General features: G+C 55.7%; 23 protein-coding genes. 7 read left to right on the top strand and 16 right to left on the bottom strand.

Annotated features, from left to right (window positions below; translation table 11 throughout):
- Positions 1–53: 53 nt before the first annotated feature.
- Positions 54–737 carry an O-methyltransferase gene (locus ABFX35_RS13530; RefSeq protein WP_346081640.1) on the top strand — a complete coding sequence of 228 codons (684 nt, stop codon included), beginning with the start codon at positions 54–56 and terminating at the stop codon, positions 735–737.
- A 440-nt stretch (positions 738–1,177) separates the two neighbouring features.
- On the opposite strand, the gene ABFX35_RS13525 is transcribed toward ABFX35_RS13530, so the two are convergent.
- The 6 genes from ABFX35_RS13525 to ABFX35_RS13500 all read right to left on the bottom strand — a co-directional run bounded on the left by ABFX35_RS13525 (position 1,178) and on the right by ABFX35_RS13500 (position 8,139).
- Positions 1,178–2,068, bottom strand: coding sequence for a hypothetical protein (locus tag ABFX35_RS13525; protein ID WP_346081638.1), 891 nt, complete (start codon positions 2,066–2,068; stop codon positions 1,178–1,180).
- A gap of 50 nt (positions 2,069–2,118) precedes the next feature.
- On the bottom strand, positions 2,119–2,862 hold the full coding sequence (locus tag ABFX35_RS13520) for a fimbrial biogenesis chaperone (protein WP_279028356.1): 744 nt from the start codon (positions 2,860–2,862) through the stop codon (positions 2,119–2,121).
- A gap of 9 nt (positions 2,863–2,871) precedes the next feature.
- Entirely contained in the window at positions 2,872–4,206 is a 1,335-nt protein-coding gene (locus ABFX35_RS13515; RefSeq protein WP_346081635.1) for a fimbrial protein, read from the bottom strand.
- 26 nt (positions 4,207–4,232) lie between these two features.
- Positions 4,233–6,767: a fimbria/pilus outer membrane usher protein gene (locus ABFX35_RS13510; protein ID WP_346081633.1), complete on the bottom strand. Its 2,535-nt coding sequence runs from the start codon at positions 6,765–6,767 to the stop codon at positions 4,233–4,235.
- Between the two features lie 20 nt (positions 6,768–6,787).
- Positions 6,788–7,522: a fimbrial biogenesis chaperone gene (locus ABFX35_RS13505; protein ID WP_346081631.1), complete on the bottom strand. Its 735-nt coding sequence runs from the start codon at positions 7,520–7,522 to the stop codon at positions 6,788–6,790.
- Positions 7,523–7,602: 80 nt separating this feature from the next.
- Positions 7,603–8,139 (bottom strand): fimbrial protein, encoded by a 537-nt coding sequence (locus tag ABFX35_RS13500; protein WP_279028348.1) that lies wholly within the window; start codon positions 8,137–8,139, stop codon positions 7,603–7,605.
- Positions 8,140–8,613: 474 nt separating this feature from the next.
- Between ABFX35_RS13500 and ABFX35_RS13495 the strand changes: the two genes are divergently transcribed.
- Complete coding sequence (locus ABFX35_RS13495; RefSeq protein ID WP_279028347.1) at positions 8,614–9,198, top strand: helix-turn-helix transcriptional regulator; 585 nt, start codon at positions 8,614–8,616, stop codon at positions 9,196–9,198.
- 225 nt (positions 9,199–9,423) lie between these two features.
- Here the strand turns inward: ABFX35_RS13495 and ABFX35_RS13490 are convergent, their stop codons facing one another.
- Positions 9,424–10,575 (bottom strand): phytanoyl-CoA dioxygenase family protein, encoded by a 1,152-nt coding sequence (locus tag ABFX35_RS13490; RefSeq protein ID WP_279028344.1) that lies wholly within the window; start codon positions 10,573–10,575, stop codon positions 9,424–9,426.
- 159 nt (positions 10,576–10,734) lie between these two features.
- Here ABFX35_RS13490 and ABFX35_RS13485 point away from each other — a divergent pair, with 159 nt between their 5' ends.
- The gene (locus tag ABFX35_RS13485) at positions 10,735–11,751 is read left to right on the top strand and encodes a substrate-binding domain-containing protein (protein ID WP_346081627.1); all 1,017 of its coding nucleotides are present in this window, start codon (positions 10,735–10,737) and stop codon (positions 11,749–11,751) included.
- Positions 11,752–11,799: 48 nt separating this feature from the next.
- Here the strand turns inward: ABFX35_RS13485 and ABFX35_RS13480 are convergent, their stop codons facing one another.
- The 9 genes from ABFX35_RS13480 to ABFX35_RS13440 all read right to left on the bottom strand — a co-directional run bounded on the left by ABFX35_RS13480 (position 11,800) and on the right by ABFX35_RS13440 (position 21,658).
- Complete coding sequence (locus ABFX35_RS13480; RefSeq protein ID WP_230472599.1) at positions 11,800–12,972, bottom strand: Gfo/Idh/MocA family protein; 1,173 nt, start codon at positions 12,970–12,972, stop codon at positions 11,800–11,802.
- Complete coding sequence (locus ABFX35_RS13475; protein ID WP_346081625.1) at positions 12,965–14,035, bottom strand: sugar phosphate isomerase/epimerase family protein; 1,071 nt, start codon at positions 14,033–14,035, stop codon at positions 12,965–12,967. The genes ABFX35_RS13480 and ABFX35_RS13475 overlap by 8 nt, the downstream gene beginning before the upstream one ends.
- Before the next feature lie 67 nt (positions 14,036–14,102).
- Entirely contained in the window at positions 14,103–15,029 is a 927-nt protein-coding gene (locus ABFX35_RS13470; RefSeq protein ID WP_121525389.1) for a sugar ABC transporter substrate-binding protein, read from the bottom strand.
- Positions 15,030–15,137: 108 nt separating this feature from the next.
- Positions 15,138–16,169 carry an ABC transporter permease gene (locus ABFX35_RS13465; protein ID WP_346081623.1) on the bottom strand — a complete coding sequence of 344 codons (1,032 nt, stop codon included), beginning with the start codon at positions 16,167–16,169 and terminating at the stop codon, positions 15,138–15,140.
- 79 nt (positions 16,170–16,248) lie between these two features.
- A complete protein-coding gene (locus ABFX35_RS13460; protein ID WP_279026799.1) occupies positions 16,249–17,364 on the bottom strand; it encodes a Gfo/Idh/MocA family protein in 1,116 nt (371 codons plus the stop codon).
- 11 nt (positions 17,365–17,375) lie between these two features.
- Positions 17,376–18,371, bottom strand: a complete 996-nt coding sequence (gene iolG / locus ABFX35_RS13455) for an inositol 2-dehydrogenase (protein WP_095847031.1) — start codon at positions 18,369–18,371, stop codon at positions 17,376–17,378.
- Between the two features lie 30 nt (positions 18,372–18,401).
- The gene (locus ABFX35_RS13450) at positions 18,402–19,394 is read right to left on the bottom strand and encodes a hydroxyacid dehydrogenase (RefSeq protein ID WP_346081620.1); all 993 of its coding nucleotides are present in this window, start codon (positions 19,392–19,394) and stop codon (positions 18,402–18,404) included.
- 1 nt (position 19,395) lies between these two features.
- Positions 19,396–20,214, bottom strand: a complete 819-nt coding sequence (locus tag ABFX35_RS13445; RefSeq protein ID WP_346081618.1) for an HpcH/HpaI aldolase family protein — start codon at positions 20,212–20,214, stop codon at positions 19,396–19,398.
- Between the two features lie 10 nt (positions 20,215–20,224).
- On the bottom strand, positions 20,225–21,658 hold the full coding sequence (locus tag ABFX35_RS13440; RefSeq protein ID WP_346081616.1) for an NAD-dependent succinate-semialdehyde dehydrogenase: 1,434 nt from the start codon (positions 21,656–21,658) through the stop codon (positions 20,225–20,227).
- Positions 21,659–22,072: 414 nt separating this feature from the next.
- On the opposite strand from ABFX35_RS13440, the gene ABFX35_RS13435 reads away from it, so the two are divergent.
- From ABFX35_RS13435 to ABFX35_RS13420, 4 genes are all read left to right on the top strand, one after another.
- Positions 22,073–23,020 carry a MurR/RpiR family transcriptional regulator gene (locus ABFX35_RS13435; protein WP_095847035.1) on the top strand — a complete coding sequence of 316 codons (948 nt, stop codon included), beginning with the start codon at positions 22,073–22,075 and terminating at the stop codon, positions 23,018–23,020.
- A gap of 138 nt (positions 23,021–23,158) precedes the next feature.
- Complete coding sequence (iolD, locus tag ABFX35_RS13430) at positions 23,159–25,003, top strand: 3D-(3,5/4)-trihydroxycyclohexane-1,2-dione acylhydrolase (decyclizing) (RefSeq protein WP_346081614.1); 1,845 nt, start codon at positions 23,159–23,161, stop codon at positions 25,001–25,003.
- A gap of 15 nt (positions 25,004–25,018) precedes the next feature.
- Positions 25,019–25,933 (top strand): myo-inosose-2 dehydratase, encoded by a 915-nt coding sequence (gene iolE, locus ABFX35_RS13425; protein ID WP_346081612.1) that lies wholly within the window; start codon positions 25,019–25,021, stop codon positions 25,931–25,933.
- On the top strand, positions 25,933–26,742 hold the full coding sequence (locus ABFX35_RS13420; RefSeq protein WP_346081610.1) for an SDR family oxidoreductase: 810 nt from the start codon (positions 25,933–25,935) through the stop codon (positions 26,740–26,742). The genes iolE and ABFX35_RS13420 overlap by 1 nt, the downstream gene beginning before the upstream one ends.
- Positions 26,743–26,772: the final 30 nt, after the last annotated feature.

The following is a 26,772-nucleotide window of genomic DNA, read 5'->3' as shown; positions in this document are numbered from 1 at the left end:
ACATTCTTGCCGGGTTACATTGTCATTGCCCTTAACACCACAGGAATTGAACTATGCGTGTCCCAGACTACCCCACGGCAGAGAGTGAAAAATGGTCGAACGTTGATGCTTATTTTTCGGATCTGCTTGCGCCTTCAGACGCCGGCCTGGATGCGGTTCTTGTTGCTAATGCGCAGGCGGGTTTGCCTGCGCATGATGTATCCGCCACACAAGGCAAGCTGCTGGCGCTGTTCATCAGGATGTTACAGGCAACGCGGGTGCTGGAGATCGGCACGCTTGGTGGGTATAGCACCATCGTGATGGCGCGAGCGATGGCGCCGAATGGCAAGATCACCACCATTGAGGCTGACAAGCACCATGCTCAGGTGGCATTAGCGAATATCGAGCATGCCGGCGTAGCTGCACGTGTCGATCTGCACATCGGGGCTGCGCTTGATGTGTTGCCCACGCTAGCTGGCCCGTTCGATATGATTTTCATTGATGCCGACAAGAAAAATAACCCGCATTATCTGCAATCGGCGTTGCGGTTATCACGCCCCGGCACGGTGATTATCGCGGACAATATCGTGCGTGGGGGAGCGGTGATCGATCCAGAAAGTAATGATGCGCACGTTCAGGGTGTGCGTGAATTTTTCCAGATGCTCGCTGATTACCCGTGCCTTGATGCCACTGCGATTCAGACCGTTGGTGAAAAAGGTTGGGATGGGTTTGCGATAGCGGTTGTTAAGGCTGAATAATTTATCGTTTGGATCGGGTTGGGTTGGTGACGATTTTGGTCACAGGGAAGCCTGTGAGTATCATTATGCCGGGGCTGGCAGAGTGGTATTTCGTAACGTTCTTTGTTGGGGGCGTGGAAGGTTTCGGTCGCCACAACGCCGCTATTTTTGCAACACCGCAGCCGCGCCCGAGTTAGGGGCCGAAGGCGCGGCCCCTAACGACCCCGCGCCTGCGCCATATCAGGCGGCCGCTGCGCGGCTACCCTCACTGTGTCACTGCGCATTAACGGCCGGCTACGACAGGCGTCCCTGCCTGTCTCGCCTGAAACCGCCGTCCTGGCGGTTTCGCCTATGCTACGTTCCGCCGTTCGGCGCCTTCAATGGCTTCAACATCCGTGCTCCACTCACCTAATGCGTTGTCTTTGAGGTTAACTTGTTTATGGGAATGTCGCCTGGACTGGTCACTTGCCTGGCGTGCAGGCCTCTGGTTTGCTGTCTGCAGCCACGTAGTGCTGCCAAACGGTATTCAAACCAAACCCCACCATGGCGAAGTACAAACTGAAATAACGCTCTACCATAATAAAGAACGAACTGTTCAACTCAATCATCACATTATTGGTGGTCACCAGCAGGCCGGATTTTTCTGCCGCCAGCAGCATGCGGTTGATATGCGCACGGGAAACGGCACAGAATTTTGCAATCGTCGCGGAGGAAAGCAGCAGCGTATGTGAATTCTGCTTTATGCTTTCTGTTAACAGCATCAGCAACACCATATGGCCGGCATCTTTACTGATGAAAAGCGCCGCTTGTGGCACCAGTTCGATCAAATAAATTTCTTTCATCATCAGTTGACCATAAGTGCCAAAAAATACCGGGATAAAATCCGGTAGCTCGAGCAGCTCGGCGACCGGGATATCAGGAAATATCATCTGGTAGGGCCGCGCCACTGAGCTTATCAGTGCGTGGGTTTCGCGCAGTGCGCTGTCCGTTGGTTTGAAGTACAGTTGGCGCTTGTCCTGAGCGATGCGGCTGACTTCCAACCGCCGGCCGACACGCAAAAACAACAGAAAAGAATCCAGTGAATTCTCACTGACGATGTCTTTGCCTTTAAAAAATTCCTTGATATCTTTCAGCCTGGCATTGGGGCAGGTGAAATAGATTGAAAGAATGCTTGAGCAGATAATGAATCTGCTATTCCTGAAAATAACTTTATAGAATAATGGGTGTTTTTTATAAGCATCTTTTATTAGTTTACCATGGTTAATAATCGCAGAGTGAAATAGCGCTGACTCTCTAATGTCATTGGCGGACTGTTCGAGATAACGTTGTATTTTAAATCGGCTCTGACTCATTATTTACCCTATCCATAGTAAGAAAATTCCTATGATACTTCTTATAGTGGCTAAAGGGTGAAATATTGCCTTTTTATTTGGTGGCCGAGATCGTTAATGATCGCCGCTTTCACGGTGGTGCCCGGCAAGGCGGCAGCGCCGTTGAGGTTATCAATAAAGTAACGTTTGCTACTAAACGGCGCGGTCATCATGTCGCTCTCTTGGCGCACCGGATAATCTTTGTTCCCCAGGCGCACGCTAAGCTGCGCGAAAGAAAGATAAAATGCAGAGGCGTTTTTACAGATTAATTCATAATGCTTGCCGGCTTGCCTTAGCGTAAAGGTGATCTTGTCCGGCGCGCTGGCGGCCTGGCCTGCCAGCGTTTTCGGCCGGTAGAAGATCTTCATTTGCGTATTCATTGCCAAAGTTACGCGCGTTTTCTGCGGCGGCGTAATCGGCTGGCTCGGGGGGATCTCGTACAGGTTCAGCCAGAAAACCGATTCCCTGTCGGTGGGGAGCGCCTGGCCGCCGTAAATGAGCCGTAGCCCGCGTAGGGTGCCGGGCTGCATGCTAAACACGCTGGGGAGAGAAACAAATGGTGCGTTCGACAGCTCCGGCGCTGCGTTAACGTCGCCGTTGTCCACCCAGGTTTGCACCATGATCGGATACGCATTGGTGTTAACCAGCATCAGGCTTTTTTCGTTTTCACCCTGGTTGAACACCACCCGTGTTGCCGAAGCGATAATCCCCGCTTTGGCCCCGGCGCTGATTACGCACAACGCGCACAGCAGCAGTGCGCTTATTTTTTTCATCATACCCATCGTTTATTGCACCTTAACCCAAACATAGGCTTTGGCATCCACCCTCCCTGCGGTAACGGTTTCCCCCGGCAAACGGGTCAGGGTGGCCGTCAGTTGGGTGGTGTAGTGAGTGTATCCGGAGGTGGTGCTGCCGTTGCTGCTGGCGCCGTCGAGCACCGAATACCAGCCCCCGGCGTTGCCGCTTGGGCTGGCGGGATTGCTGGCCAGCCAGCCGACAAAATTCATCGCAGAGCCGGTACTGGCGTTGGAAAGTGCAATGCCAACGCCGGTGGCGACGCTGCTGTCGGTGCCATAGCCGGTAGAGAGCAGGTAGCTCACCCCGCCGCTGGCGTTAACCAGGCCAAGCTCTTGCGCTTTGGTATAGGCGTCATAAGGCACTTGCAGGCCGAGGGCGGTGCCATCGGAAGCGACGCCGGAAACCGCAGCGTTATCGCATTCAATATTGATGGTGAACGGCGCCTGAGACGTCTCGCCTGCGTTCAACCGGCTGACGGAAATCGTGGGCAGCAGTACCAGAGGCGTGACGTTGCGCGCCACGCAGGTGGCGGTATAGGAAAGCGTAGAGACCGGTGAGGTGCCCATTCCCATGGCGTTCCAGCGGCCAGTGCCCCAGGTAGTGAAGTTGGTGGCCGAATCGCTGCCGATCGTTTCTGCATCGATGCCGGGGCCTTTAAACAGGACATAGCCGTTTGGCTGGGTGCAGCTATAGCTGGCTGCTGCGCTGGTAGAGGCCATGCCGTAGGTGGGGTCGGATGCGCTGTAGCCGCAATAATAGCTGGCACCCTGGCCCGGCAGGGAACTGATCCTGATCAGATCGGCGCGGATCGGGCTGAGGTCTTTTACCCGGATCTGGATCTTGCCGGCGTCGGTGGTCACGTAGCTGGTGATCGGTGTTTGTTGCCAGTAGCGCGTGAACTCCAGGCCGGAATTCAAATGGGTCAGCTTGATGCCGACATAAGGAAAATAGGTGGCGAAATAGTTAGGGTAGCCGTCCAACGCGCCAAGATCGTAATAGCCGCCCACCCGATCGTCGCCGTTGGTGGCGAACACTTCATAGATATCGCCGGCGTCGCTGGCGTCGCACTCGTACAGCACTTTTTCCGGATCGGGATAGCGCACGCCGGTGGTAAAGTTGAACACGCTGCTGCCGAGTAGCGTGCCCACCGGCTGCAGATAGGTGCTGGTCAGGTTCACCCGGCCAAGCCCGATGCCGACGCCGCAGGCGTCGCACCCGGCGTCGATCGCCGGTGAGACGCGGGTGCAGGTGGCAAAGGTGGGCGCCGCAGCGAAAGGGAGCAGCAAAAATAGCCCCGCCCGCAGGTAAGCAATAGTTTTCATGATCAATCTCTCCTGGTATTGACGGTTTATCGGCATGGTGCGCTCAACCGTTGGATCGGCGTATCTTCCGCCGCTGGCGCGTGGTAATGCAGGCGGCACTGCTGGTTTGCCTGTTTGCCCCATTGCAGCGTCAACGTATCCTCGGTTTTATCACTGCGCAGATAGAGTTGGTTGGCCTGGCCAACCATGCCGATGTTCTTGCCGGCGGGATCCAACACGGCGGTTCCCATAGGGATGGTGCCGTTGTCGGGGCGCTGCGCGGTAATCAGCAGCGCCTGGCCGCGCACGGTGTTGAAGTGGAGCCTTACCGTTGCGCCGGCGTAGGGCGCCACGCGTTTTTGCCCGTCTTCCAGCTCTGCTTTGCTATTCATCCCTTCTGGGTTCAGGGCCACGGTATTGTAGTGATAAGGGGTTAATGCCGGCGCCAGCGCATAGCCGAAGCGATCGATCCGTGCGCCCTGGCCATCCATCACCTTCGCACCGTTGGCGCCTGGCGCTTCGATCAGCGCAAAGCTGTCGCCCACGTACGGCCCAAGCGTTACGCCGCCGCGGTGTGCCACTACGGCGCCCTGCAGCGATGCCGAACCTTGCCAGTATTGGCGCGAGGTGGAAGCTGAACCGGTCACGTTGGCATACGGCAGGCGGGTTTGCAGGTTGCCGCCCCACAGGCTTTGCCGGGTGTCGTCGTCGGTGGAGAAGTTAAGCCCATAGCTGACGGGCTGTTCTTCGCCAACGCTGCCGGAAAGCACGGCCTGATAGTTGCTACCTTGCCCCTGGCTGTGGTTGGCCAGCAGTGAAGCGCTTGGCGCCGAAGAGGAACGCCCCAGCGGGAAGCTGAACGTCAGCGCGGTGACGGTCTGTTTCGTGGTGCTGGTCTGCGCATTGCCGTAGATGTTGTCATAGCTATAGGCACCGGTGCTGTAGCTGTTGCCCAGCGTGCGCGTTTTGGTCACGGACAGGTTAAGCGCCACGCCATTGTTGAAAGTTTTGCTCCAACCGAACTGTAATTGGTTATCGCGGCCGCGTTTGTCGCGGTAATCCTGGGTCGAGCCGGATAGCATCAGGTTGCCCAGCGGGCCGATCCCTTGGTTGAACGCCACTTCAAAGCGCGAACGCTGGCGATAGGTATCGGATGTCCAGCTCTTGCCATAGGCGGTATGGCGGACGCCAAGCACGTCGTTCAGATCGCGGAACCCTTCGGTGGAATAACGGTAGCCGGCGATAGAGAGCGTGGTATTGGTCGGCGTGAATGTCCGGCTGTAGGACAGGTGCATCATCCAGCCGCTGGTACTGCCATCCGGCAGGCTGGCGTGCGAATAGGTGGTGTTCATGCCGAACGCCCCGAGCCAACTGCTGTAAACGCCGCCCAGCATGAAGGCCTGGTAGCCGTCGGCCAACTGGTTGCCTGCGTTGAAGGTTAGCGCGTTGGTCAGCCCCTGTTGCCAGGTGATTTCGCTGAACAAATCGTTATCCCCGACGTAACGTGAGCGGCCCAGGGTGGCGGCATAACGCGAAAGGCCGGGGCGAATGGATTCCGGCACGGCGGCGAAAGGCACGGTAAAGGTGCTGCTGCTGCCGTCGGCTTCGGTGACCACCACCGTCAGATCGCCCGCATAGTTGGTAGCGTACAGATCGTTGATGCTGAACGGGCCCGGCGCCACGGTGGTCTCATACAACGTGTTTTTGCCCTGCAACACCGTTACCCGGGCGTTGCTTTTGGCGATGCCGCGCACTACCGGCGCATAGCCGCGCAGGGAGTCCGGCAGCATGCGATCGTCTGAGCTGAGCTGCAGGCCGCGGAACCCCAGCCCGGAGAAGAAACGGCCGCTGGTGAAGCCTTCACCCAGCAGGATTTCGCTGCGCAAGGGCAGAATGGCGCGCTGTACATAGCGGCGGCTGGTGTTCCAGTGGTTGCCGTTTTCCTTGTCGTAACGGAAGTTGGACTGCTGACGATAGCGCCATAGCCCCAGGTTAAGGCCGCCGTTAAGGCTGGCGTAAGTGGAATTCAGATCGCTGGCCTGGGTTTGCCGGTAGCTGACGTGATACTGGCTGACGTTATAGTTGAAAAAACCCATGGTTTCGCCGCTGTCCAAGCTGTCGGCGCTAACGCTGCCGCGCGGCGGGCGGTTCATCATCGCCTGCGGGATGCTCAGATCCAGGCGGAGTTGGGCAATATTCACCTGCGCGGTGATGTCTTTCAAATCCAGGCCGGGTTGCAGACAGGCGTTCGCCGCCGCCTCGGGCTGCTTTTTCAGCCCGAAGCGCGCCAGTTGGCTGGGATCAAAACAGGGCTGAACTTTTTCTTCCTCTCCGCGCACCAACTGCACCCGTGAGCGTTCAATGAAAACGCCATTGATGAACAGATCGACCAAGTAGTGGCCCGGTTTTACCGTGTCTTGTTGGTTAAATTGGCTCAGTTCACTATTGCTGAGTACGCTGCCGCGCAGCAGTGAAGCGTCGAAGGTGTAACCGTCATCGGCGGCCTGCGCCAGGCAACTGAAAGGCAATGCTAAAAACAGGCTGCGGGCAAGCAACGATAACCTTGTGTTAAGCATAATCATTAGAACGTCCCTGTCCTTGTTTAGTGTGATGGTGTGAGCGTGCGCGTAACCTCAACTCCGTAATCGTTGACCACGCGCAGCGTGATCTTCACTTCCCCTGCCGGAAACTGCGCCAGCGGCCAAGTGGCTTCTGAAAAGGGCGCGATCATCTCCGCCTGCGGGATCCTGGCGTGCTTGCCGCCCGTTTCAACTGCGGCATAGCTGATGTTGGCGTAATACGGCGTTGGGTTGCTGACCCGCAGCGCCTTGCCGGCACGCTGAATAGTTAATTGGTCAACGACGTGATTGGCCTCTCCAGCCAGCCCTTCTGGGCGATAAAAAACTTTCAGCCGGTTGGTCAACAGCAGCATCAGCTTGTTTTTATCGCTGTCTGTTTGCTTGACGGCGGGCACCTGCAGAAAATTGAGGTAAAACAGCGATTCGCGGTCGGTGGGCAGTTTCTTTTGCCCGGAAAAGACCAGGCGGACCATTTGCCCGCTGTGCGGTTCCATACGGAAGATCTGCGGCGAGGCAATAAAAGGTGCGTCTGCGGTTTCCGGCGTGGACTTCGGGTTGTTAATGTCCAGCCAGATTTGTATCAACGCCGGCGTGGCGTCGTCGTTGCTGAATTGCAGCGTTTTCTCACGCGTCTGGGCGGGGTAAATCACCCGGTTGCCGAGCAGCGTTACGCTGGCGGAAGCGGTATTTAAGGTGGTAAATAGCAGGCATAACAAAAGTACCACCAGATGAGTAGCTGTGCGTGCTGTGTGCGCCATAAAATAAACCGATTGGTGAGGCTAATAAATCAGCGCTGCCCATGGGGCAGGCAGCGCTGGCGTTATTAATGATTTACGTTTTATTGGTAGCTGATGGCGTATTGCGCAGTTGCGATGACTGAACCCGCGGTCACGCCGGTGCTTTCCGCGTAATAACGGGCAACCAGATCCTGTGAGGTGGACGTTGTGCCTGAAGCCAGCGTCATGGCGGTGCTGGTCGTCACGGAACCCGAAGAGAAAGACAGCGGCGAGCTGGCGTCGCTATCCAACAGTTGGATAGAAACGTTAGTAGCGGTACCGGTGTTGCCCAGGTTGCCGTTGCTGGTGATGTTGTTGCCGGCAAATACCGTTTTGATCGCTGTGCTGTTGTCAGCATCCGCAGTACAACCCGTTACGTTTACCGTGAAAGTAGTAGCACCAGCCGCTGAACCTGCGGTAGCCAGAGTGCTTGCGGCAACCGTTGGTAGTAATACTACTGGGTTAGATTCATTGCCATTAATATTAACAGAACAGGTCTGGGTGCTGACCTCACCTCTAAATTGAACTGTGTTTGCAGAGTCTGCAAAAGCGGCGCCAGAGAAAGCGATCAAGGCGAGTGCAACTAATTTCAGTTTCATGAGAAATACCTTTTAATTTACTTTTTGTGAAAGCAGTCCTGACAGTATTCGCATACTGCCGTGTTTGCATTTATATAAAGCATGTTACGTATATGTTTGTTCATGCAGAATGCTGGGGCATCTTAGCAGAGTGAGAATTTTCCCAAAACTTGATTTTTTTAGCATGTGAAATTAACACAAACCAATGTAACATTTAGTTACATTGGCGCTAATGTTGTGAATGGAAAAAATAGATCTATATCACTACGTTACGTTTTTGTTGGGCTCTGTGTTTATCTTTATGAAATATTTTGAAACATTCGTACTATTTTAGGTCCGATTTTATCGGTGCCCTGGTTGTTAAAAAAATGATAATATCAAAGGTAATTGTTAATGCTTTGTGTTAAGGATAATAACCCCAAAAATGAGCCATGACAGAAAGCATAATAATGGGTTATGAAGGAGTGTTTTAAATATTTGGATAGGAGATCCAATGTGTGTGTGATTTATGTTGATCAATCGCCGTTGTGTTGGTATGGAATAAGGTCATTATTGCCAATAAAAGTATTTTCATTGCCATTCCCCAGTGTTAATCAGTTAAGCTCTCTGGGTTTATTACCTGAATTGGTTATCATGGATTTTCCGAAAAAAATTTACCTGTTCCATGAATACATCTTATTTTTAAATTATCTCCGTTGCTGTAATCCGAATCTTAAGACGTTATTCTTTATCGATAATGCCACTCCCCTGGTGCTGTCGCTGATTGCCAGAACGGCACCGGATGCCCTGTTGCACAAGGGGGAAAAATTGCTGACGGTACGTGCTGCCTGCCTGGGATTGTTACAGCAGAAGAAGCCAGCGGGCGGTGGGCGGTTGCGGGGGATGCCGAAGCCTGCTGCGATCACCCGTAGCGAAGCGCTGGTGCTGTGCGAAACCTCCCGTTGTGCCAGTGTTGCCACCGTGGCGCGGCGATTAAACCTAAGCCCAAAAACGGTCTATGCCCATTTGGCCAGCGCCGCGCGGAAATTCGGCCTGAGCAACCGTGTGGAACTGCTCAAAATGATGGCATCGTGTCGTTAGCCCCCATGCTGGGGAACGGGTTGGCCTGGAAAATATCGAGAGGGCGCCTATTAAATGCCGGCCATCAACAAATCCAGGAAATTAAGAAGTAGGCTACGCAAGTATCACGCGTTGGCCAGAAGGATGTTCGTATCTCTCTCATTACGCTTGTAAACATTGAACTGCATCGATTATTGCTTTCTGTGTGCTGGCTTGTCTCGGGCCGGTGGCTTTCAGGCAGTGAGTTTACATGGCCCTTTTTTCTCTGTTTTCCGCCAGATTATGCTGGAATTTTTCCAGGCTCCACGCATTACTCAGGGCTTCGCGTACCAACGCCTGCTGGTTTTTAGGCTCTCGGGTGCCTAACGACGGCTCGGCGTCAAAGCTGGTGGGGAAGGCATATCCGCGTGCCGCTATGTTGATCACGCTATTGAGCGCATCTGCGGCCAGTGTGCTGTTTTTTAACAGCGGGTAGATGTTGTGCAGGATTTGTTCATGGTCGATCTCTTCCCGCGGAACGCAAAAGGCAGAAGACACTTGCAACAGGTTGGTCGTTCTCACCCGATCGGTGGTGGCGTTATTGCCCTCGGTATGAAATAGCGCCGGATTAAAAAACAGACCGTCACCTTTATTGAGCGGCACTTGCACGTAATGCTCGGCGAAATATTCGCTAAAATCCGCGCGCTGATACGCCATATAGATCAGTTCGTACTGATGCGACCAGGGCAGCAGCCGCATAGGGCCGCAGGCGAGCGGCACATCAGTATGCGCGATGACGCCCCGTAGCGTCAGATACTGCGACAAAAGCTGCACCGGAATGGGGAATTGCGCGGCAAATGCGCTTTGCTGAATGCTGAGGTGATCATCGCGCTGCGGCGGTTGCACTGCGCCCCCAGGGCGCACCTGATGTACCTGCGAGGCCATGAGCCAGGTGGGGCCGAGCCACGCCTGGCAAATCAAGTTCAACATGGGGTTGGCATAATACTCGACGAAGGCTTCAGGGCTGGTTGCGGCCAGTTTTTGCAGCGCCAGCAAGATGCGTTGGCTATTACCGGCACCGGCCTGCGGGAAACGATTGGCCCGAATTTTCGCTTTTGCTTCCGCCCGCATAATCTCTTCAAAAACGTGCGAAGTGCGATCAACGCTTTCTTCGTCGCCGTACAACCCGCGCACAACAAAAACGCCTGGGCCATAAGAGAGCGCCCGGTGAAGTTCGCTCAAGACCGCTTTTTTATCCCGCTTAGCCGCCGCCGCTAACGTTAGCCGATTATAAATAAGGACATCGGATACGGCTTCGCTCGCCAAAGGATACTCTGAAATATTGACACTTTGATCACAAAAGGCTTTGAAATCTTCAATAGAGATCTGGTCTTCATGCATAAAGTAGAGCGCTGTCATAATGACCTCATCATTTTGATATTTATTAGATAAAATGAAATTAATCATGCGCCGTGAAAGGCTGTTTCAGCGGCATGACAGGATTGATGTCTACAACATTAGCAGTTACATTCTTTTAACATTAAATCAAAAAAACCTCATCAATACGTCATGTGATCTATGCCTAAGTTTACGCAGAAACAGATTTCCGCTCAGTCAGGCTTAAGCCTGGCGACCATAGATCGCGCGTTGCACAACCGCGGGCACGTGCATCCACAAACGTTGCACCGCATTCAGCAAGCGATAGTCGATCTTGAATTGCAGCAAAAAATCAGCCTGGCGCAGGGAAGAACCCTCTATTTTGATGTGATTATTCACGCTCCCGAACGGTTCAGCGAGCTGGTGAAAGCGGCGTTCAGCAGCCAGATATCCAGCTTTAATTCGTTTAAAATTCAGCTGCGTTTTCACTGTAGGGAACATATGTCGGTGGACGAGGCCGAGCAGCTATTAAAAAAATGCTCGTTAAACACGCACGGTATCATCTTGAAGGCGATGAACTCGGAAAAGCTCATCCCGGTGATTAATAACCTGATTAAACAACGCATCCCGGTTGTGACCATCGTGACGGATATCATCGGTAGCGCCCGGCTACGGTATATCGGCATGGATAATTTTAACGCAGGGAAATCTTCCGCGTTTCTGATGGCCAAATGGCTGGCTAACGATAAGTGCACGATTGCCGCCATCACCGGCAGCCAGGATTTCATCGGCGAGCAGGAAAGAATCCAGGGCTTTGTAGAAGGGATGAAGGTGTTTGCGCCACAGAGTGAAATCAAGATCATTGCCGACGGTTTTGGCATTGATCATCTGATGTACGCGTGCTTAAAAACGTTCCTGCGTGAGCACCCCCAGATTGATGCGGTATACACCGTCGGCGGCGGCAACAGCGGTATTTTGCGTGCCTTTAGCGAGCGGAATATTCAGCTAAAAGCCGTGATCGGCCACGATCTCGATCGTGAAAATAGGGCGTTAATGCAAGCGGGGAAAATCGATGCGCTGATCGACCATAATCTGCAGCTTGATGCACAGCACGCGTTTAAAACCCTGCTGGAGTTTCACGGTTTTTTGCCTGCCGAGAGCAACCATGCTTCCTATTCCCGCATTAACATCATTATGCGCTTTAATATGTATGCCTGAAGGGGAAAAAGCCTGAAAAATCAGGCTTTATTATGCTGTTGCCGGCGTTTAACCATACTTGGGTTTGATCCACACCGCCCCTTGTTCGTGGCTGTCGACGACTGCATCCACGAAAGCAACGCCTTTCAACCCATCGGCGATTTGCGGGATCACCGCGCCGATGCCTTGCGGAGCCAGGTTCGCATCGCGTGCGCGGAGCGCCGCGGCGAAGCCGTTGTAGAGATTGCTGAACGCTTCGATATAGCCTTCAGGATGGCCCGGCGGCGTGCGGGTTCGCGCCTGGGTCAGCGCATCAAGATCGTCGCGGCCGCGCTTGATGATTTGCGTGTAGCCTTCCAGCGGCGTGTAGAGCAATTCGTTGGGCTGTTCCTGTGCCCAGGTCAGGCTGCCGGTTTCGCCGAACACGCGCAGCCGCAGCGAATTCGAACAGCCGATCGCCACCTGCGATGCCCACAGCATGCCGCGGGCGCCGCCTTCATAGCGAATAAGAACATGCGCGTTGTCATCCAGCGCTCGCCCTTCGACAAAAGTGGCCAGATCCGCCATCACGCTGTCCACTTTCAGGCCGGTGACAAAGCCGGCAAGATGAAACGCATGGGTGCCGATGTCGCCAATAGCGCCGCCGCGCCCGTTCTTTTTAGGATCAACGCGCCAGGCAGCTTGTTGATTGTTCTTCAGTTCAACGCCGGTCGCCATCCATTCCAGTGGATACTCTACCTGCACGGTGCGCACCTTGCCGATCAGGCCCGCCTGAACGCGCGAACGGGCCTCCATGATCAGCGGATAGCCGGAGTAGGTGTAGGTTACGCCAAGAAAACGCCCCGTCTGGCTCACCATTTCCGCCATGGCTTCAGCATCTTGTAAGGTGGTGGTGAGCGGTTTTTCGCAAATCACGTCAATACCCGCCTCAAGGAAGGCGCGGGCGATAGGGTAATGGGTGAAATTGGGGGTACAGATGGCGACCACGTCAATGCCATCGTCGCGCGCGGCTTCGCCCGCGATCATGGCGGTGTAATCGTCGTAGGCGCGTTCCGGCGCGATAAAGTTCTGCGCGGCAAAACGGTGGCCGCGCTCGGCGTCAACATCGAATGCGCCCGCCACCAGCTCGAACTGATCGTCCAGGCGGGCGGCGAAGCGGTGGATCCCGCCAATATAAGCGCCAGTACCGCCGCCGACCATCCCCAGCCGAATACGCCGGCCTTTCAGTGATGACTTACTCATTACTGCCTCCTTCAATACCCAATATTTTTCTGTTGAGCGAGCGATCCGCATAGGATTTACAAAAATCGTCAAAGGACTTATCCGTCACGCGAATAATGTGATCGCTGATGAATTGCGCGCCTTCACGCGCGCCATCTTCCGGATTTTTAAAGCAGCATTCCCATTCGAGCACCGCCCACCCATCAAAGCCGTAGCCGGTGAGTTTTGAGAAAATGCCGGTGAAGTCGGTCTGCCCGTCACCGGGCGAACGGAAGCGGCCGGCACGGCTGCTCCAGGGTTGATAGCCGCCATAAGCGCCGGTCTTGCCGTTCGGGCGGAATTCGGCGTCTTTCACGTGAAAGGCTTTGATACGCTCGTGGTAGTGATCGATATAAGCCAGATAATCAATGCCCTGCAGTACCAGATGGCTCGGATCGTACATAATCTGGCAGCGTGTATGATTGCCGGTTTTTTCCAGGAAGCGCTCAAAGGTCAGGCCGTCATGCAGATCCTCGGTGGGATGGATTTCGTAGCACAGATCGATCCCCTGTTCATCAAAGGCGTTCAGGAGTGGTGTCCAGCGGCGCGCCAACTCATTGAAGCCTTCATCAATTAAGCCCTCTGGCCATTGCGGATAGGGATAAAGATACGGCCAGAGCAGCGTACCGGAAAAGGTGACGTGCTTTGCCAGCCCCAGGCGGCGCGATGCCCGCGCGGCGAGATACAGTTGTTCCGTTGCCCACTGCTGGCGCGCCTGCGGGTTGGCGCGCACGAAGGCCGGGGCGAAGCTATCCGCCGGCAAATCAAACGCCGGGTGCAGGGCCACCAGCTGCCCCTGCAGATGGCTGGCGAGATCGGTGAGCACCAGCCCGTGTTCTTGCAGCGTGCCGATAATGTCATCGGCGTAACTCTGGCTTTCCGCCGCTTTTTTCAGATCGATTAGCCGCGTATCCCAACTGGGGATTTCCACGCCTTTAAAGCCTTTTTCCGCCGCCCAGGCGGCCATGCCGCTTAGGGTATTAAACGGCGCTTCGTCGCTGGCAAACTGCGCCAAGAAAACCGCCGGGCCTTTAACCGTTTTCATAACCTCTCCTAAGTCAAAACAGGGGCTGCAACCCACGCTATTGCGCAGGCCGCAGAACGCACCTTGGTTAATTGGTCATAAACTTCTGGTAGTTTTCCGGTGTTACCAGTTGGAACGGAATAAAGTGGATATCCTGTATGCTTTCGCCCTTGGCGGCTTTCTCCGCCATATCCACCGCGCCATAAGCTTGTGATTTGGCGTCCTGGAACACGGTAACGGTTAATAGCCCGGTTTTTATCGCCTGCAGACCGTTCGGGCCGCCATCGGTACCGCCGACTAAAATATCCGTGCCGATTTTTATGCCGTTGCTTTTTATCGCCATGGCGGCGCCGATAGCCATTTCATCGGCGTTTGCGGAAAGAATGTCGATTTTGTCGCCTGATAAAATCCAGTTATTCATCAGGTTCATCCCGTCTTCACGCATCCATTTCGCCGTATCTTCAACAATCACGTGCATATTCGGGTGTTTGGCAATCACTTCTTTTGCACCTTGGGTTCTGAAGCGGGTCGCATCATTACTTAACAACCCTTTCATGATGGCGACATTCACACTTTTTCGGTCTTTCACTTTATCGGCCAGGTACTGCATCTGTAGGCGTCCGGCTTCAATTTCATCGCTGCCGATGTAGCTTACGCCGTTGCCCATTTTCGAATCGGAGGGCATCCTGTTGAGATATATCAGCGGGATTTTGGCCGCACGCGCCGCATCGGTCATATTTTTGGTGCCTTGGGTATCAACCGGATTAACAATAATTACGTCCACTTTGCCGTTAATAAAGTTTTGTACCTGGCTTAGCTGTTTATCGACGGCGCCCTGTGCATCTTCAAACTGAATTTTCATGTCGGGATATGTTTTCCCTTGCTCGATAATGTAACCACGCAGGCGGGAAAGGAACACATCATCCATTTGCGCAATACTGACGCCGACTTGTACTGCAAATACAGCAGGGCTGAGAGATAAGAGAATAAGACAAAATAAAATTAATCTTTTCATGATGGTTATCTACCGTAATTATGGAGGCCAGAATAGATCTGACGTCTCAGGTTTTATTATCAAAATACGTTTCGTAGGGTTTACTGCTTTGACTACCATGCCGACGACTTAGCGATTTTTCTTGTTACGATACATATCAACAGAGACCGCACTCACAATAATAATCCCCTTAATAATGTCCTGAATATAAGCATCAATACCAATAAAGGTGAAACCGCTCTTAATTAAACCCAATATGCACGCGCCAATCAGCGTCCCCGTGATGCGGCCAACGCCGCCCATCAGGCTACTGCCGCCGATCACCGCGGCGGCGATCGCATCAAGTTCGTAGGAAACCCCCATGCTGGATTGCCCGCTGCTGACGCGTGCGGCAAGCACCACGCCGGCTAAACCGGCTAACCCGCCAGCAATGGTATACACCAGCACCAGGTATTTCTTCACGTTGATGCCGGAAACCTGCGCCGAAACAATATTCCCGCCAATGGCATAGATGTATTTCCCGTAACGCGTGGCGCGCAGCGCCACATGGAATACGAAGGCCACCAGCAGAAATATCACCACCGGCATCGCCCCCTGACCAATAGCGGTAAAACTGTCGGAAAGAAAACTGACCGGGTTGCCCTGGGTGTAATATTGCGCCAGGCCGCGGGCGGAAACCATCATCCCCAGGGTGGCGATAAAGGGAGGAATGCCCGTTCGGGTAATTAATATTCCATTGATAAAGCCACAGATAATCCCAACGCCAATACCGGCCGCGATCGGAACGATAGCGGGTAAATCCACCAGTGAAGGATAAACCGGTGAGATACTGTCCGAGGTTTGTGCCAGGCTGGCGGAAATAACGGCCGTTAACGCAATCAATGAGCCTGAGGATAAATCAATGCCGGCGGTAATAATAACCTGAGTCACCCCGACGGCGATAATACCGATGATGGCGACCTGCAAAATAATCAGGAGCAATCTGTTGGTATTCAGCAGAAAAGATTGATCGCGTAAATACCATCCCGCACATTCAAATACGAGAGCGATTAATACCATAACAACAAATATGCCGGTATCTTTCGGCAGGCTACGGCGCAAAGACTGCCAGTTAAATGAAGGTTTTACTTCATTGACTTCAGTTGAATTACTGTCAGACATAACATTCTCCTCGTATTTCTTTCAGTACGCAGAAGCATAAAGCCAGAGCCAGACCTCCCTGCCTGACGTGATGCGTGAATTAGAGGGTTATCCAGCTTCTTTCTCGGGAAGAAGCAATCGCGGCATCAACCAGTTTCTGAATTTCAAAGGCTTCTTTGAAATCCGGGCCGGCAATATTGCCATCGGTGATAGCGTGAATAAATTCCAGCATTTCAATCGTCTTAAGATCGTTAAAGCCAAGCTGATGCCCCGGTGCCGGGCAGAACAGGCCGTAAGGATAATGCTCCGGCCCCGCTACCAGCGTGATAAAGCCGTTTGTACTTTCCGTTTCCGAGAAGCGGAAATATTGCAACTCATTGAAGCGTTCCTGATTGAAGATCAGCGCGCCTTGGGTGCCGGTGATTTCAAAGCCCAACTGCATTTTATGCCCGGATGCGATCCAGTTTGCTTCGATATGGCCGCTGCAACCGCGGGCGAATTTCACCGTCAGCCGGGCGATGTCATCCACTTCCACCGCTTTGCGCGCCGTAGCGCCGGGGCTTTCCGGGCGCGATGTGATCACCGTTTCCAGATCGGCGAACAGTTCCGCCACCGGGCCGAGCAGAAAACGCGCCATGCTGAGAATATGGCTGCCCAGATCGGCAACCGCGCCTGCGCCGCCGGCCGGATCGACCCGCCACGACCACGGAACCGCCGGACTTGCCATAAAATCTTCGGCATGAATGCCCCTGAAACCGGTAATCTCACCCAGATCGCCCTCGGCGATCATCTTCCTGGCCAGCTTCAGCAGCGGGTTTTTGATGTAGTTAAACCCCACCTGGGTGACCACGCCGGCCTGCTCGGCGGCGCGATACATGCGTTCCGCGGTGGCGCTGTCCGGCGCCAGCGGCTTTTCGCAGTGCACATGTTTGCCAGCGGCAATCGCGGCGAGAGACTGTTCGGCGTGGAAACGGTTGGGCGTGGTGATGGAAATGACGTCAATCTCCGGATCGTGAATCAGATCCTGCCAGTTATTCGTCCAACGCTGGAAGCCGAACTGTCGCTGGGCGCGCTGCGCCGCGTCGCTATCAATGTCCGCCACGCTGACCAGCACCGGCTGCACATCGCCCGAAAACGAAGCGGCCGATTTCCATGCCATGGCGTGTGAACGCCCCATAAAGCCCGTGCCAATCAGGCCAATACCTAACTTGCGCATCGTGGTGTTCCTCAATTCACGTTGACAACCGTAAGCGTGTCCGCAGAGCGCTGCGCGGCATCCGCCAGTTTTAACGCCTGACAACCGTCGTGGACGGTTATCGGTACCGCGCCATCGTTGCCGATGGCAGAAATGAATGATTCCATTTCAAGCTGATAAGCCTCGCTGTAGCGCTGCATAAAGAAGTTAAGCAGCGGGCCGCGGGCTTCCGTCGTCTGTGCGCCGAAGTGGCGCACGGTGGTTTCGCGCTGATTGTCGTTCAGCATCATGCCGCCGGCGCCAAAAACCTCCAGGCGTTGGTCATAGCCATACGCCGCCCGGCGGCTACAGTTGATCTGGCACTGTTTCCCGGAGGCGGTGCGCAACTGCACCATCACCGTGTCGTAGTCGCCCAACGCTTCCAGCGCCGGTTCGAACAGGCGGCTGCCGGTGGCGAATACCTCTACCGGTTCCTCACCGAGTATCCAGCGCGCCAGATCGAAATCATGAATCACCATGTCGCGGAAGATGCCGCCGGAGTGTTTCAGGTAGTTCATCGGCGCAAGGCCCGGATCGCGGCTGGTGATGATCACCTGATGCAGATCGCCGATGTCGCCGTTGCGGATACGCCGATGGATTTCGTTAAAACCGGGATCAAAGCGGCGGTTGAACCCCAGCATGACACGCCGGGCGTGCTGGCCAAGCGCACGTTCGGCTTCCAGGGCTTTGCCGATGTCGAGATCGACCGGCTTTTCGCACAGCACGGCTTTGCCGGCGCTGGCGGCCGCCAACATGAGTTCGACGTGGGTATCGGTAGGGGAGCAGATCACCACCGCATCAATATCGGGATGGTTGATCGCATCAAGCGGGTTGTTCACCGCCGTCCCGCCATAGTGCGCGGCGAGGGCTCTGGCGTTGTCGATCAAGGGATCGGCAACCAGCGCCAGTTGAGCATCGCGATGGCGTGCAACGTTCGCTGCATGTACCTGGCCGATGCGGCCGGCGCCGAGGATGGCAATCTTGAGCATGATATTCTCCGGTAAGAGGCGTTATTGTTCTCAGGGCTGTTGACTCATCAGCTTGTTAAGCTGCAGAACCTGCTTATTCACCACCAGTTCAGTATCCAGTTGGCCGTTGAAATACGTGACGATGTTTGTCGCCGCACACACCGACATACGGATCGCCGCTTCTTCGGTCAGGCCCGCCGAATGCGGGCTGAGTATTAGGCGATCGGTTTGCGCCAGCAGGGGTGAGTGCAGGCGGGGCGGTTCGTCCTGCAACACGTCCAGCCCTGCGCCGCCAAGCGCGCCATTTTGCAACGCCCTGGCGAGCGCCTCTTCATCCACAATCCCGCCGCGCGCGGTGTTGATCAGCAGCGCGCCGTGCTTCATCTGCAACAGTTCCGCCGCGCCGAGGAGGGGCTTATCGCCGCTCAGCGGCAGATGCACCGTCACGGCATCGGCCTGTTGCAAGCCGGCCGCGATCTCGGTTATCCGCCTTACGCCGTGCTCGGCGAACACCGAGTCAGGCAGGAAGGGATCGTAAGCGATGATCTGCATGCGGAAATTTTTTGCCAGGTTCGCTACCTCCCGGCCGATGCGGCCAAAGCCGAGGATAAACAGCGTTCTTCCCGCCAGTTCCACGGCGGAAAAACTGTTGCGGCGATTCCAATGCCCCTCGCGGACACTGCGATCGAAATAGCAGACGCGTTTTGCCAGCGCCAGCAGCAGCGACAGGGTATGTTCGGCCACCGAGAGCGAATTGACGTCGCCGACGATGGTCAGCGGGATATTGCGGGCGGTTAAGGCGTCAACATCCACCGAGTCGTAGCCCACACCGTGGCGGGAAACGATGCGCAGCTTGGGCGCGGCGTTGACTTCGCGTGCGGTTAACGGCTGGGTGCGAATCAGTAACGCATCGGCGTCGTTGAGGAACGGCGCGTAGCTATCCACGCTGATCTCGGAAACCTGTTTTATGTGGAAGCCGGCGGCATTGTGCAGAATCTCAAGGCCGGCCTGATGGATTTTGCCGGCGACCAGAATATTAGCCATCTCAATATCCTCCCGGCTGGTCATGCCGGCCGGCCGCAGGCCCGTTGCCGTTGCGTTCGCGGAATTGCTGCACGCTGGCCGCTGCGGCGGAACGCAGCAGTTGTACATCGTTGGAGAGTGTGACCAAATCGAACCCCCATTCCGCCGCCTGCGCGGCGTAGGCCGCCGAACCGTTGTGCAGGCCGGCCTTTTTGCCGGCGCGGTGCGCGGTGTGCAGGATATGTTGGATGGTTTCGACGATTTCCGGCTCCGTGCGGTCAAACCCCGTGCGGTATTTCCGCCCGGTCAGTCCCAGTGTTAAATCGGCAGGGCCGATATACACGCCGTCAAGGCCGGGCGTGGCGACGATCTCGTCAAGGTTTGCCACCGCTTCGGCGGTTTCAATCATGGCGAAACACACCACCTGATCGTCGGCGTGTTGGCCGTAATCCTGGCCGGCGGAGAAACTGACGCGCGTTGGCCCGAAGCTGCGGCTGCCGGTGGGTGGATAGCGCACGCAGGAAACCAGCGTTTGGGCTTGTTGCGCAGTGTTCACCATCGGGCAGATGATGCCCCAGGCGCCCGCGTCGAGTGCTTTCATGATGATGCCCGGCTCCAGCCATGGCACGCGCACCATTGGCGCCACGCCGCTGGCGCGCATGGCTTGCAGCATATGCGTCGCCTGCTCGTAGCCGACGAAACCGTGTTGCAAATCAATGGTGAGCGCGTCGTAACCCTGTTCCGCCATGATCTCTGCCGTGAAGGCGCTGGCGATGCTCAACCAGCCGTTGAGCACTGTGCGCCCGTCATTCCAGCATGTTTTGATGTTGTTCTGTTTCATCACCCGCTCCTTACACCACGATTTGGGCCAGCTTGACGTTCATATAGTCATGAATGCCTTCACTGCCGCCTTCGCGCCCCATGCCGCTGGCTTTGATGCCGCCAAAAGGCACTTCGGCGGCGGCCAATGCATAGCTGTTGATGCCCACCATGCCGGATTCCAGGCGTGCGACGGTTTCGCGGATGCGGGCCGGATCGCGGGTGAAGGCGTAGGCAGCGAGGGCAAACTCAGAGTTGTTCACCCGGTGCCATAAATTTTCACTGTCGCTGAATGAGGTGATGGCGGCGATAGGGCCGAAGTTTTCCGCCGCGATGGCCAGCGCGTCGTCCGGCACGTCGGTGATCACCGTGGGAGCATAGAAGAACCCTCCTTCCAGGGCGATGCGCTGGCCGCCGGTGACGATGCGGCCCCCCTTGCTGCGGGCATCCTCGACGATAGCTTCAATGGCCTTGAGGCGGCGCAGATTGATAAGCGGCCCAACCTGCGTGTCTTCTTTCAGGCCGTAACCCACTTTCAGCTTGCTGGCGCGCTCGGCAAAGCCCTGCACAAAGTCGTCATAACGGCTTGCGTGGACATAAAAGCGATCGCAGGTGACGCAAACCTGGCCACAGTTGGCAAATTTGGTTGCGACGGAGAGATCCAGCGCCGTTTCCAGATCGGCATCTTCATAGATGATGACCGGTGCGTTGCCGCCTAACTCCATGCTTAGGCGCTTAATGGTGGCCGCCGAATCGCGAATCATCTGTTGGCCTAGCTGCGTGGAACCGGTTAATGAGACTTTTTTGACGATCGGTGAAGCGATCAGCGGTTCATAGGTGTCCGCCGTGGCGCCGACCACCAGGTTCGCCACGCCGGCGGGCAGGCCGGCTTTGCGCAGGCATTCAAAAATCATCATGGCGGAGCCGGGCACTTCGTTGGACGGGCGCAGCACCACCGTGCAACCGGCCGCCAACGCGGGGGCAAGCTTGCGTGCCACCAGCACCACCGGGAAATTCCAGGCGGTGAAGGCGGCGACAACGCCGACCGGTTCGTGCAGCACTTCGCAACGCCCGCCGGGCGCGCGGCTTTCAACAATGCGGCCATAAATGCGGCGTGCCTCTTCGGCGTACCAAACGAACTGATCGATGGACAATTCCCACTCGCGTTTGGCCTGTGCCAGCGGTTTTCCGCTCTCTTTCGATATCACCTCAATAGCGTCGTTGGTGCAAAGCGCCATGTGGTGCGCCACGTCTTGCAGTAAATCGGCGCGCGCCCAGTGCTGGGTCGCCTTCCAACTGCCCAGGGCGTGTTCTGCGCTGGCAAGCGCTTTCAGTGTGTCCGCCGCGGTGGCTGCCGGAATCTCTCCCAGCGATTTGCCATTGCCCGGATCGGTCACGATCACGGCTTCTTGGCTGCTGCCTGTACACCACTGGCCATTGATGAATTGTCCAAAATCTTGATACATGATGTTTCGATCCTCCGGCATCTGTTTCAGGCGTCGCCGATATGCGATAAACCTGAATACGGGTTCGCTGTTGGGGTTCGCCGACTGAGCAAAAAAACCGCAAAAGCATCAATAGTTGCAATACTAGTTTCTTGGCAATAAAAATTGCAACGTGGTGCGAGCGATGAGGTCAAATTGAGGTGTTTTGAATTTTTTCATTTATTAATCAATCGTTAATGTCATTTTTACTGGCCTGATTTGGCATAAAAATGATAATGAAATGTTAATTTTTAGAAGCGAATCACAAATATCGCGAAGAGTTTTTCCCAGGTTGTTGCAAATGCGTTAGAACTAATTGCATAAAACTTTAAATTGCAATTTTTATTGCGTTTGCGGGCCGGTGAGTTGAGCAGTTGAGCTGCAAAGGAATGATTGATGAGTAAAAGCGAGAAGCGTGAGGCCGTAGCGAAATCACTGCCCCATGAAAACTACGAGCAGATTGTGGATGAAATTACTCAGCGCTATCCACAGCTGTCGGTACGCCATCAGCAGGCCGCGCGGTACATCACCCAGAACCCGAACACCGTGGCGCTGGAGTCGATTAATGCCGTTGCCGCGAAATGCGGCGTGCACCCTTCGGTGCTGGTGCGTTTTGCGCAGGTGTTTGGCTACAGCGGTTTTAAGCAGATGCAAAGCGTCTTTCAGACGCGCCTTGCAACCGCCGCGCCGGGGTATAACGAGCGGATTACCGCGCTGGAAAATGACCTGCGCAAGAATGAACAAAAGGGCAGCCATGGTTTTCTGCAAAGCCTGGTGATCCGCGATATCGCAACGTTGCAGGAACTGCTGGGTAGCGTGACGCAGGCCGATCTGGATACCACCGCCGCCTTGCTGAAGGCGGCAGGGACTATCTATATCGCTGGCCAACTGCGTTCTGAGCCGATCGCCTCGCTGTTGCGCTATCTGCTGACGATGCTCAATCGCCAGGTGATCCTGCTGGATTCCGCCGGCGGGTTGGCGCCGCAGATGGCGAAATGTATGCGCGACAACGATGTGCTGATCGCCATTGCGTTTCGTCATTATGCCAAAGAGGTGGTCGCCATTGCCGATGATGCCGGCGGCCGCCACATACCGGTGGTGGCGATCACCGACAGCCCGTTATCGCCATTGGCGAAGAACGCCAAGGTGCTGTTCACCATCCCGGAAGAGGAGTACAGCTTCTCACGTTCGCTGGCGGCGCCGGTTTGTTTGGTGCAAAGCATTGCGATGGCATTGGCGGCGGTGCTGCAGCCTGCGGGCACGCAGCCGCGCATTGAAACCATTACGGAACGCGAAAAACGCGCGGAAACCCAGCGCAAACGCAAACGTAGTAATCCGTCTTAACCGCTCCCGCCCGCGCTCATGCGGGAGCTTTATCGCCAGAAATTGCAACTTTTATTGCCGTGTCTAGTATTCGGCAATTTATGTTGCCGATCGAAACGCGATGCTGCTGCATGGCATCTACTAAGAGTGAGTGAAGATATGGCTACGATTCGTTGCACGACGGCTCAGGCAATAGTTCGCTATCTGAGCAACCAGTTTACCGAAATAGACGGCAAGCGAGTGCCGCTATTCCCCGGTGTTTACGCCATTTTTGGCCACGGCAATGTGACCTGTTTGGGGGTAGCGCTGGAAGCCGCGCAGGACACGCTGCCGACCTGGCGTGGCCAGAATGAACAGTCGATGGCATTCGCGGCGGTGGGGTTCGCCAAAGCGATGGTTCGCCGGCAGATTATGGTGGTGACGGCGTCAATCGGCCCTGGGACTACCAATCTGTTGACCGCAGCGGGCGTCGCGCATACCAGCCGCCTGCCGCTGCTGATGATTTGCGGCGACAGCTTTGCCCGCCGTCATCCCGATCCGGTTATGCAGCAGGTGGAGCACTTCAGCGATCCGACGCAAACCGTCAACGATGCGTTTAAAAGCGTTTCGCGCTATTGGGATCGCATCACTTATCCCGAGCAAATTCTCTCTTCCCTGCCGCAGGCGGTGGCAACCCTGTTGGATCCGGGGAATTGCGGCCCGGCTTTTATCGGCGTTTGCCAGGATGTGCAGGAGATGGCATGGGATTTCCCGGAAGCATTCTTCGCGCCGCGCCAGCACCTGATGCCGCGCCCACGGCCTGACCGTTTACTGCTTGCCCGCGCGGTGGAATGCCTGAAGCGCGCCAAGCGGCCGCTGATTATTGCCGGCGGCGGCGTGCGTTATTCGCAGGCTGAGGCTGAACTGGAACAGTTCGCTGTCGCCCACGGCATTCCGGTGGCGGAAACCATCGCCGGAAAGGGGACGTTTTCGCACGATAACCCGGTGCATATCGGGCCGATTGGCATTCTGGGCTCCACCTCGGCCAACGCCCTGGCGGCCAGCGCGGATGTGGTGATCGCCGTGGGAACGCGGCTGATGGATTTCGTGACCGGTTCCTGGACGGTCTTTGATCATAAAGCACAATTTATCTCGCTGAATGCGGCCCGTTTCGACGCGCATAAGCACTTTGCCATCCCCCTGGTGTGCGATGCCCGCGAAGGGATTGCCGAGTTGAACCAGGCGTTAGGGCAGTGGCAGGCTGGCGATGGCTGGCTGGAGAAGGGGCGTGAGGAATTCGCCAAATGGAATGCGCTGATTGCGCAAAGGCAGGCGCGCACGGTGACGGAAGGCGATCCTACCTATGCGCAGGTGATTGGCGTGGTGAATGCGGCTGCCGCGCCGGAAGACTACATCATCAGCGCGGCGGGCGGCCTGCCGGGGGAACTGGTGAAAGGCTGGCGGGTGAAAAATGCCGGCACCTTCGATTGCGAATTCGGTTTTTCCTGCATGGGCTATGAGCTTTCCGCCGGCTGGGGGGCGGCCATGGCGCGGCAGGATCGGGACGTTTTCGTGATGATTGGCGATGGCACCTACATGATGATGAATTCCGATATCTATTCCAGCGTGCTGGCCGGCCATAAATTCATTCTGCTGGTGTGCGATAACGGCGGCTTTGCCGTGATTAACCGCCTGCAGAACGCCAAAGGCGGCGCGTCGTTCAATAACTTACTGAAAGATTGCCGCGTGAAGGAGCCGTTCCACGTCGATTTTGTCGCCCATGCGCAGGCCATGGGGGCGCTGGCGCGGAAAGTCACCTCACTGGATGAGCTGGAGGCGGCGATCCGCTGGGCGAAAGGCAACGATCGCACGACGGTGATTTCGATTGTCACCCATCCGGCCGACTGGACGCCGGGCGACGCGTGGTGGGATGTCGGCGTACCTGAAGTCAGCGCCCGCGAAAGCGTGAATCAGGCGTATGCGGAACATCTTCAAGGCCGCCAAAAACAACGTATAGGTATTTAATCGGGAGAACTTCACATGGTGCTTAAAGCAAAACTGGGTATTGCCCCTATCGCCTGGTCTAATGACGATCTCCCGCAACTGGGCGGCGACACGCCGCTGATCACCTGTCTGGCGGAGAGTCGCCAGGCCGGTTTCCAGGGCGTTGAAACGGGCGGCAAATTCCCTAAAACCACGGCCGAACTGTCCGCCGTATTGCGCGAATATCAGCTTGAACTGGTCTCTGGCTGGTACTCCGGCACACTGCTGGACAATACCGTCGAAGAAGAGATTAAAAAGGCGTTGCCGCAATTGCAGTTATTCCGCGATTGCGGCGCGGCGTGCCTGGTTTACGGCGAAACCGCCGGAACCATACAGAATCGGCAGGATGTGCCGTTGGCGAAGCGCCGCCGTCTTAACGACGAACAGATGCAGGCGTATGCGGAAAAACTGTCGCGCTTTGCCGCATTTTGTCGTGATTTTGGCGTCCCGCTGGCGTTCCATCACCATATGGGCACCGCCATTGAAGACGAACACGACATCGATCGTCTAATGGCGGCCACCTCGGCGGAGGTGGGGCTGCTGTTTGATGCCGGCCACCTGGTGTTTGCCGGTGTAGATCCGCTGGCCATTCTGGCAAAACACGGCGCGCGTATTAACCACGTCCACACCAAAGACGTGCGCGCGGCTGTGTTGCAAGCGTTGAACTGGCAGCGTGACTCTTTCCTTGATGCCGTCTTAAAAGGCGTTTACACCGTGCCCGGCGACGGCATGATTGATTTCAGCGCCATTATCAACAAGCTGGCGCAAATAGGCTATGACGGCTGGTTCGTGGTGGAAGCGGAGCAGGATCCGGCCAAGGCGCCGCCGCTGGAGTATGCGCAAATCGGTTACAAGACGCTTTGTTCTGCGTTGGACAAAGCAGGGTACACCCTGATTAAAGGAGCATTCTAATGGGGCAGTTGCACGGTAAAGTCGCCGTCGTCACCGGCGGCACGCAGGGACTCGGCGCCGCGATAGCGCGCCATTTTGCACAACAGGGTGCGGCCGCAGTGATCATTTGTGGGCGTAATCAGGAGAAGGGCGAACAGATCGCACAACGGCTGAATAATGAAAACGCCGGCAGCGTCGCTTTCGTCCGTGCGGATTTGTCCAAGGTTGAAGATTGCCGCCGGGTGATCGCCACGGCAGATGAGCGGTATGGCAGGGTGGATATTCTGGTTAACGCCGGCGGTATGACCGACCGCGGCACGATTCTTGATACCGAACCTGAGCTGTTTGATAGCATTTTTGCTACTAACGTGCGCGGCCCTTTTTTCCTGATGCAGGAAACGATTAAGGTCATGCGGCGCGAAAAGATTAACGGCAGCATCGTGAATATCTGCTCGATGTCCGCGCTCGCCGGCCAGCCGTTTATTGCCGCCTATTGCTCTTCGAAGGGGGCGCTGGCGACGCTAACGCGCAATACGGCCTATGCGCTGCTGCGCAACCGCATCCGTGTCAATGGGTTGAATATCGGCTGGATGGCGTCGGAAGGCGAAGACCGCATCATGAAGACGTATCACAATGCCGAGGATAACTGGTTGGAGAAAGCGGCGGCGGCGCAGCCGTTTGGCCGGTTGATCCAGCCAGAAGAGGTGGCGCGCGCCGTGGCATTCCTGGCGAGCGATGAGTCCGGTTTGATGACCGGCTCGGTGGTGGAGTTCGATCAGTCGGTCTGGGGCGGATACGATCAGGCGGCGGCGCCCGCGGCGCCGCTCTGAGGCTGATTGCTTATGTTTCTTTGACGGTGA

The organism is Gibbsiella dentisursi (assembly GCF_039539505.1).
Classification (GTDB): Bacteria; Pseudomonadota; Gammaproteobacteria; order Enterobacterales; family Enterobacteriaceae; genus Gibbsiella; species Gibbsiella quercinecans.
Note: the sequence above shows the minus strand (reverse complement) of the source record. Positions and strands in the feature narration are given on the sequence as shown.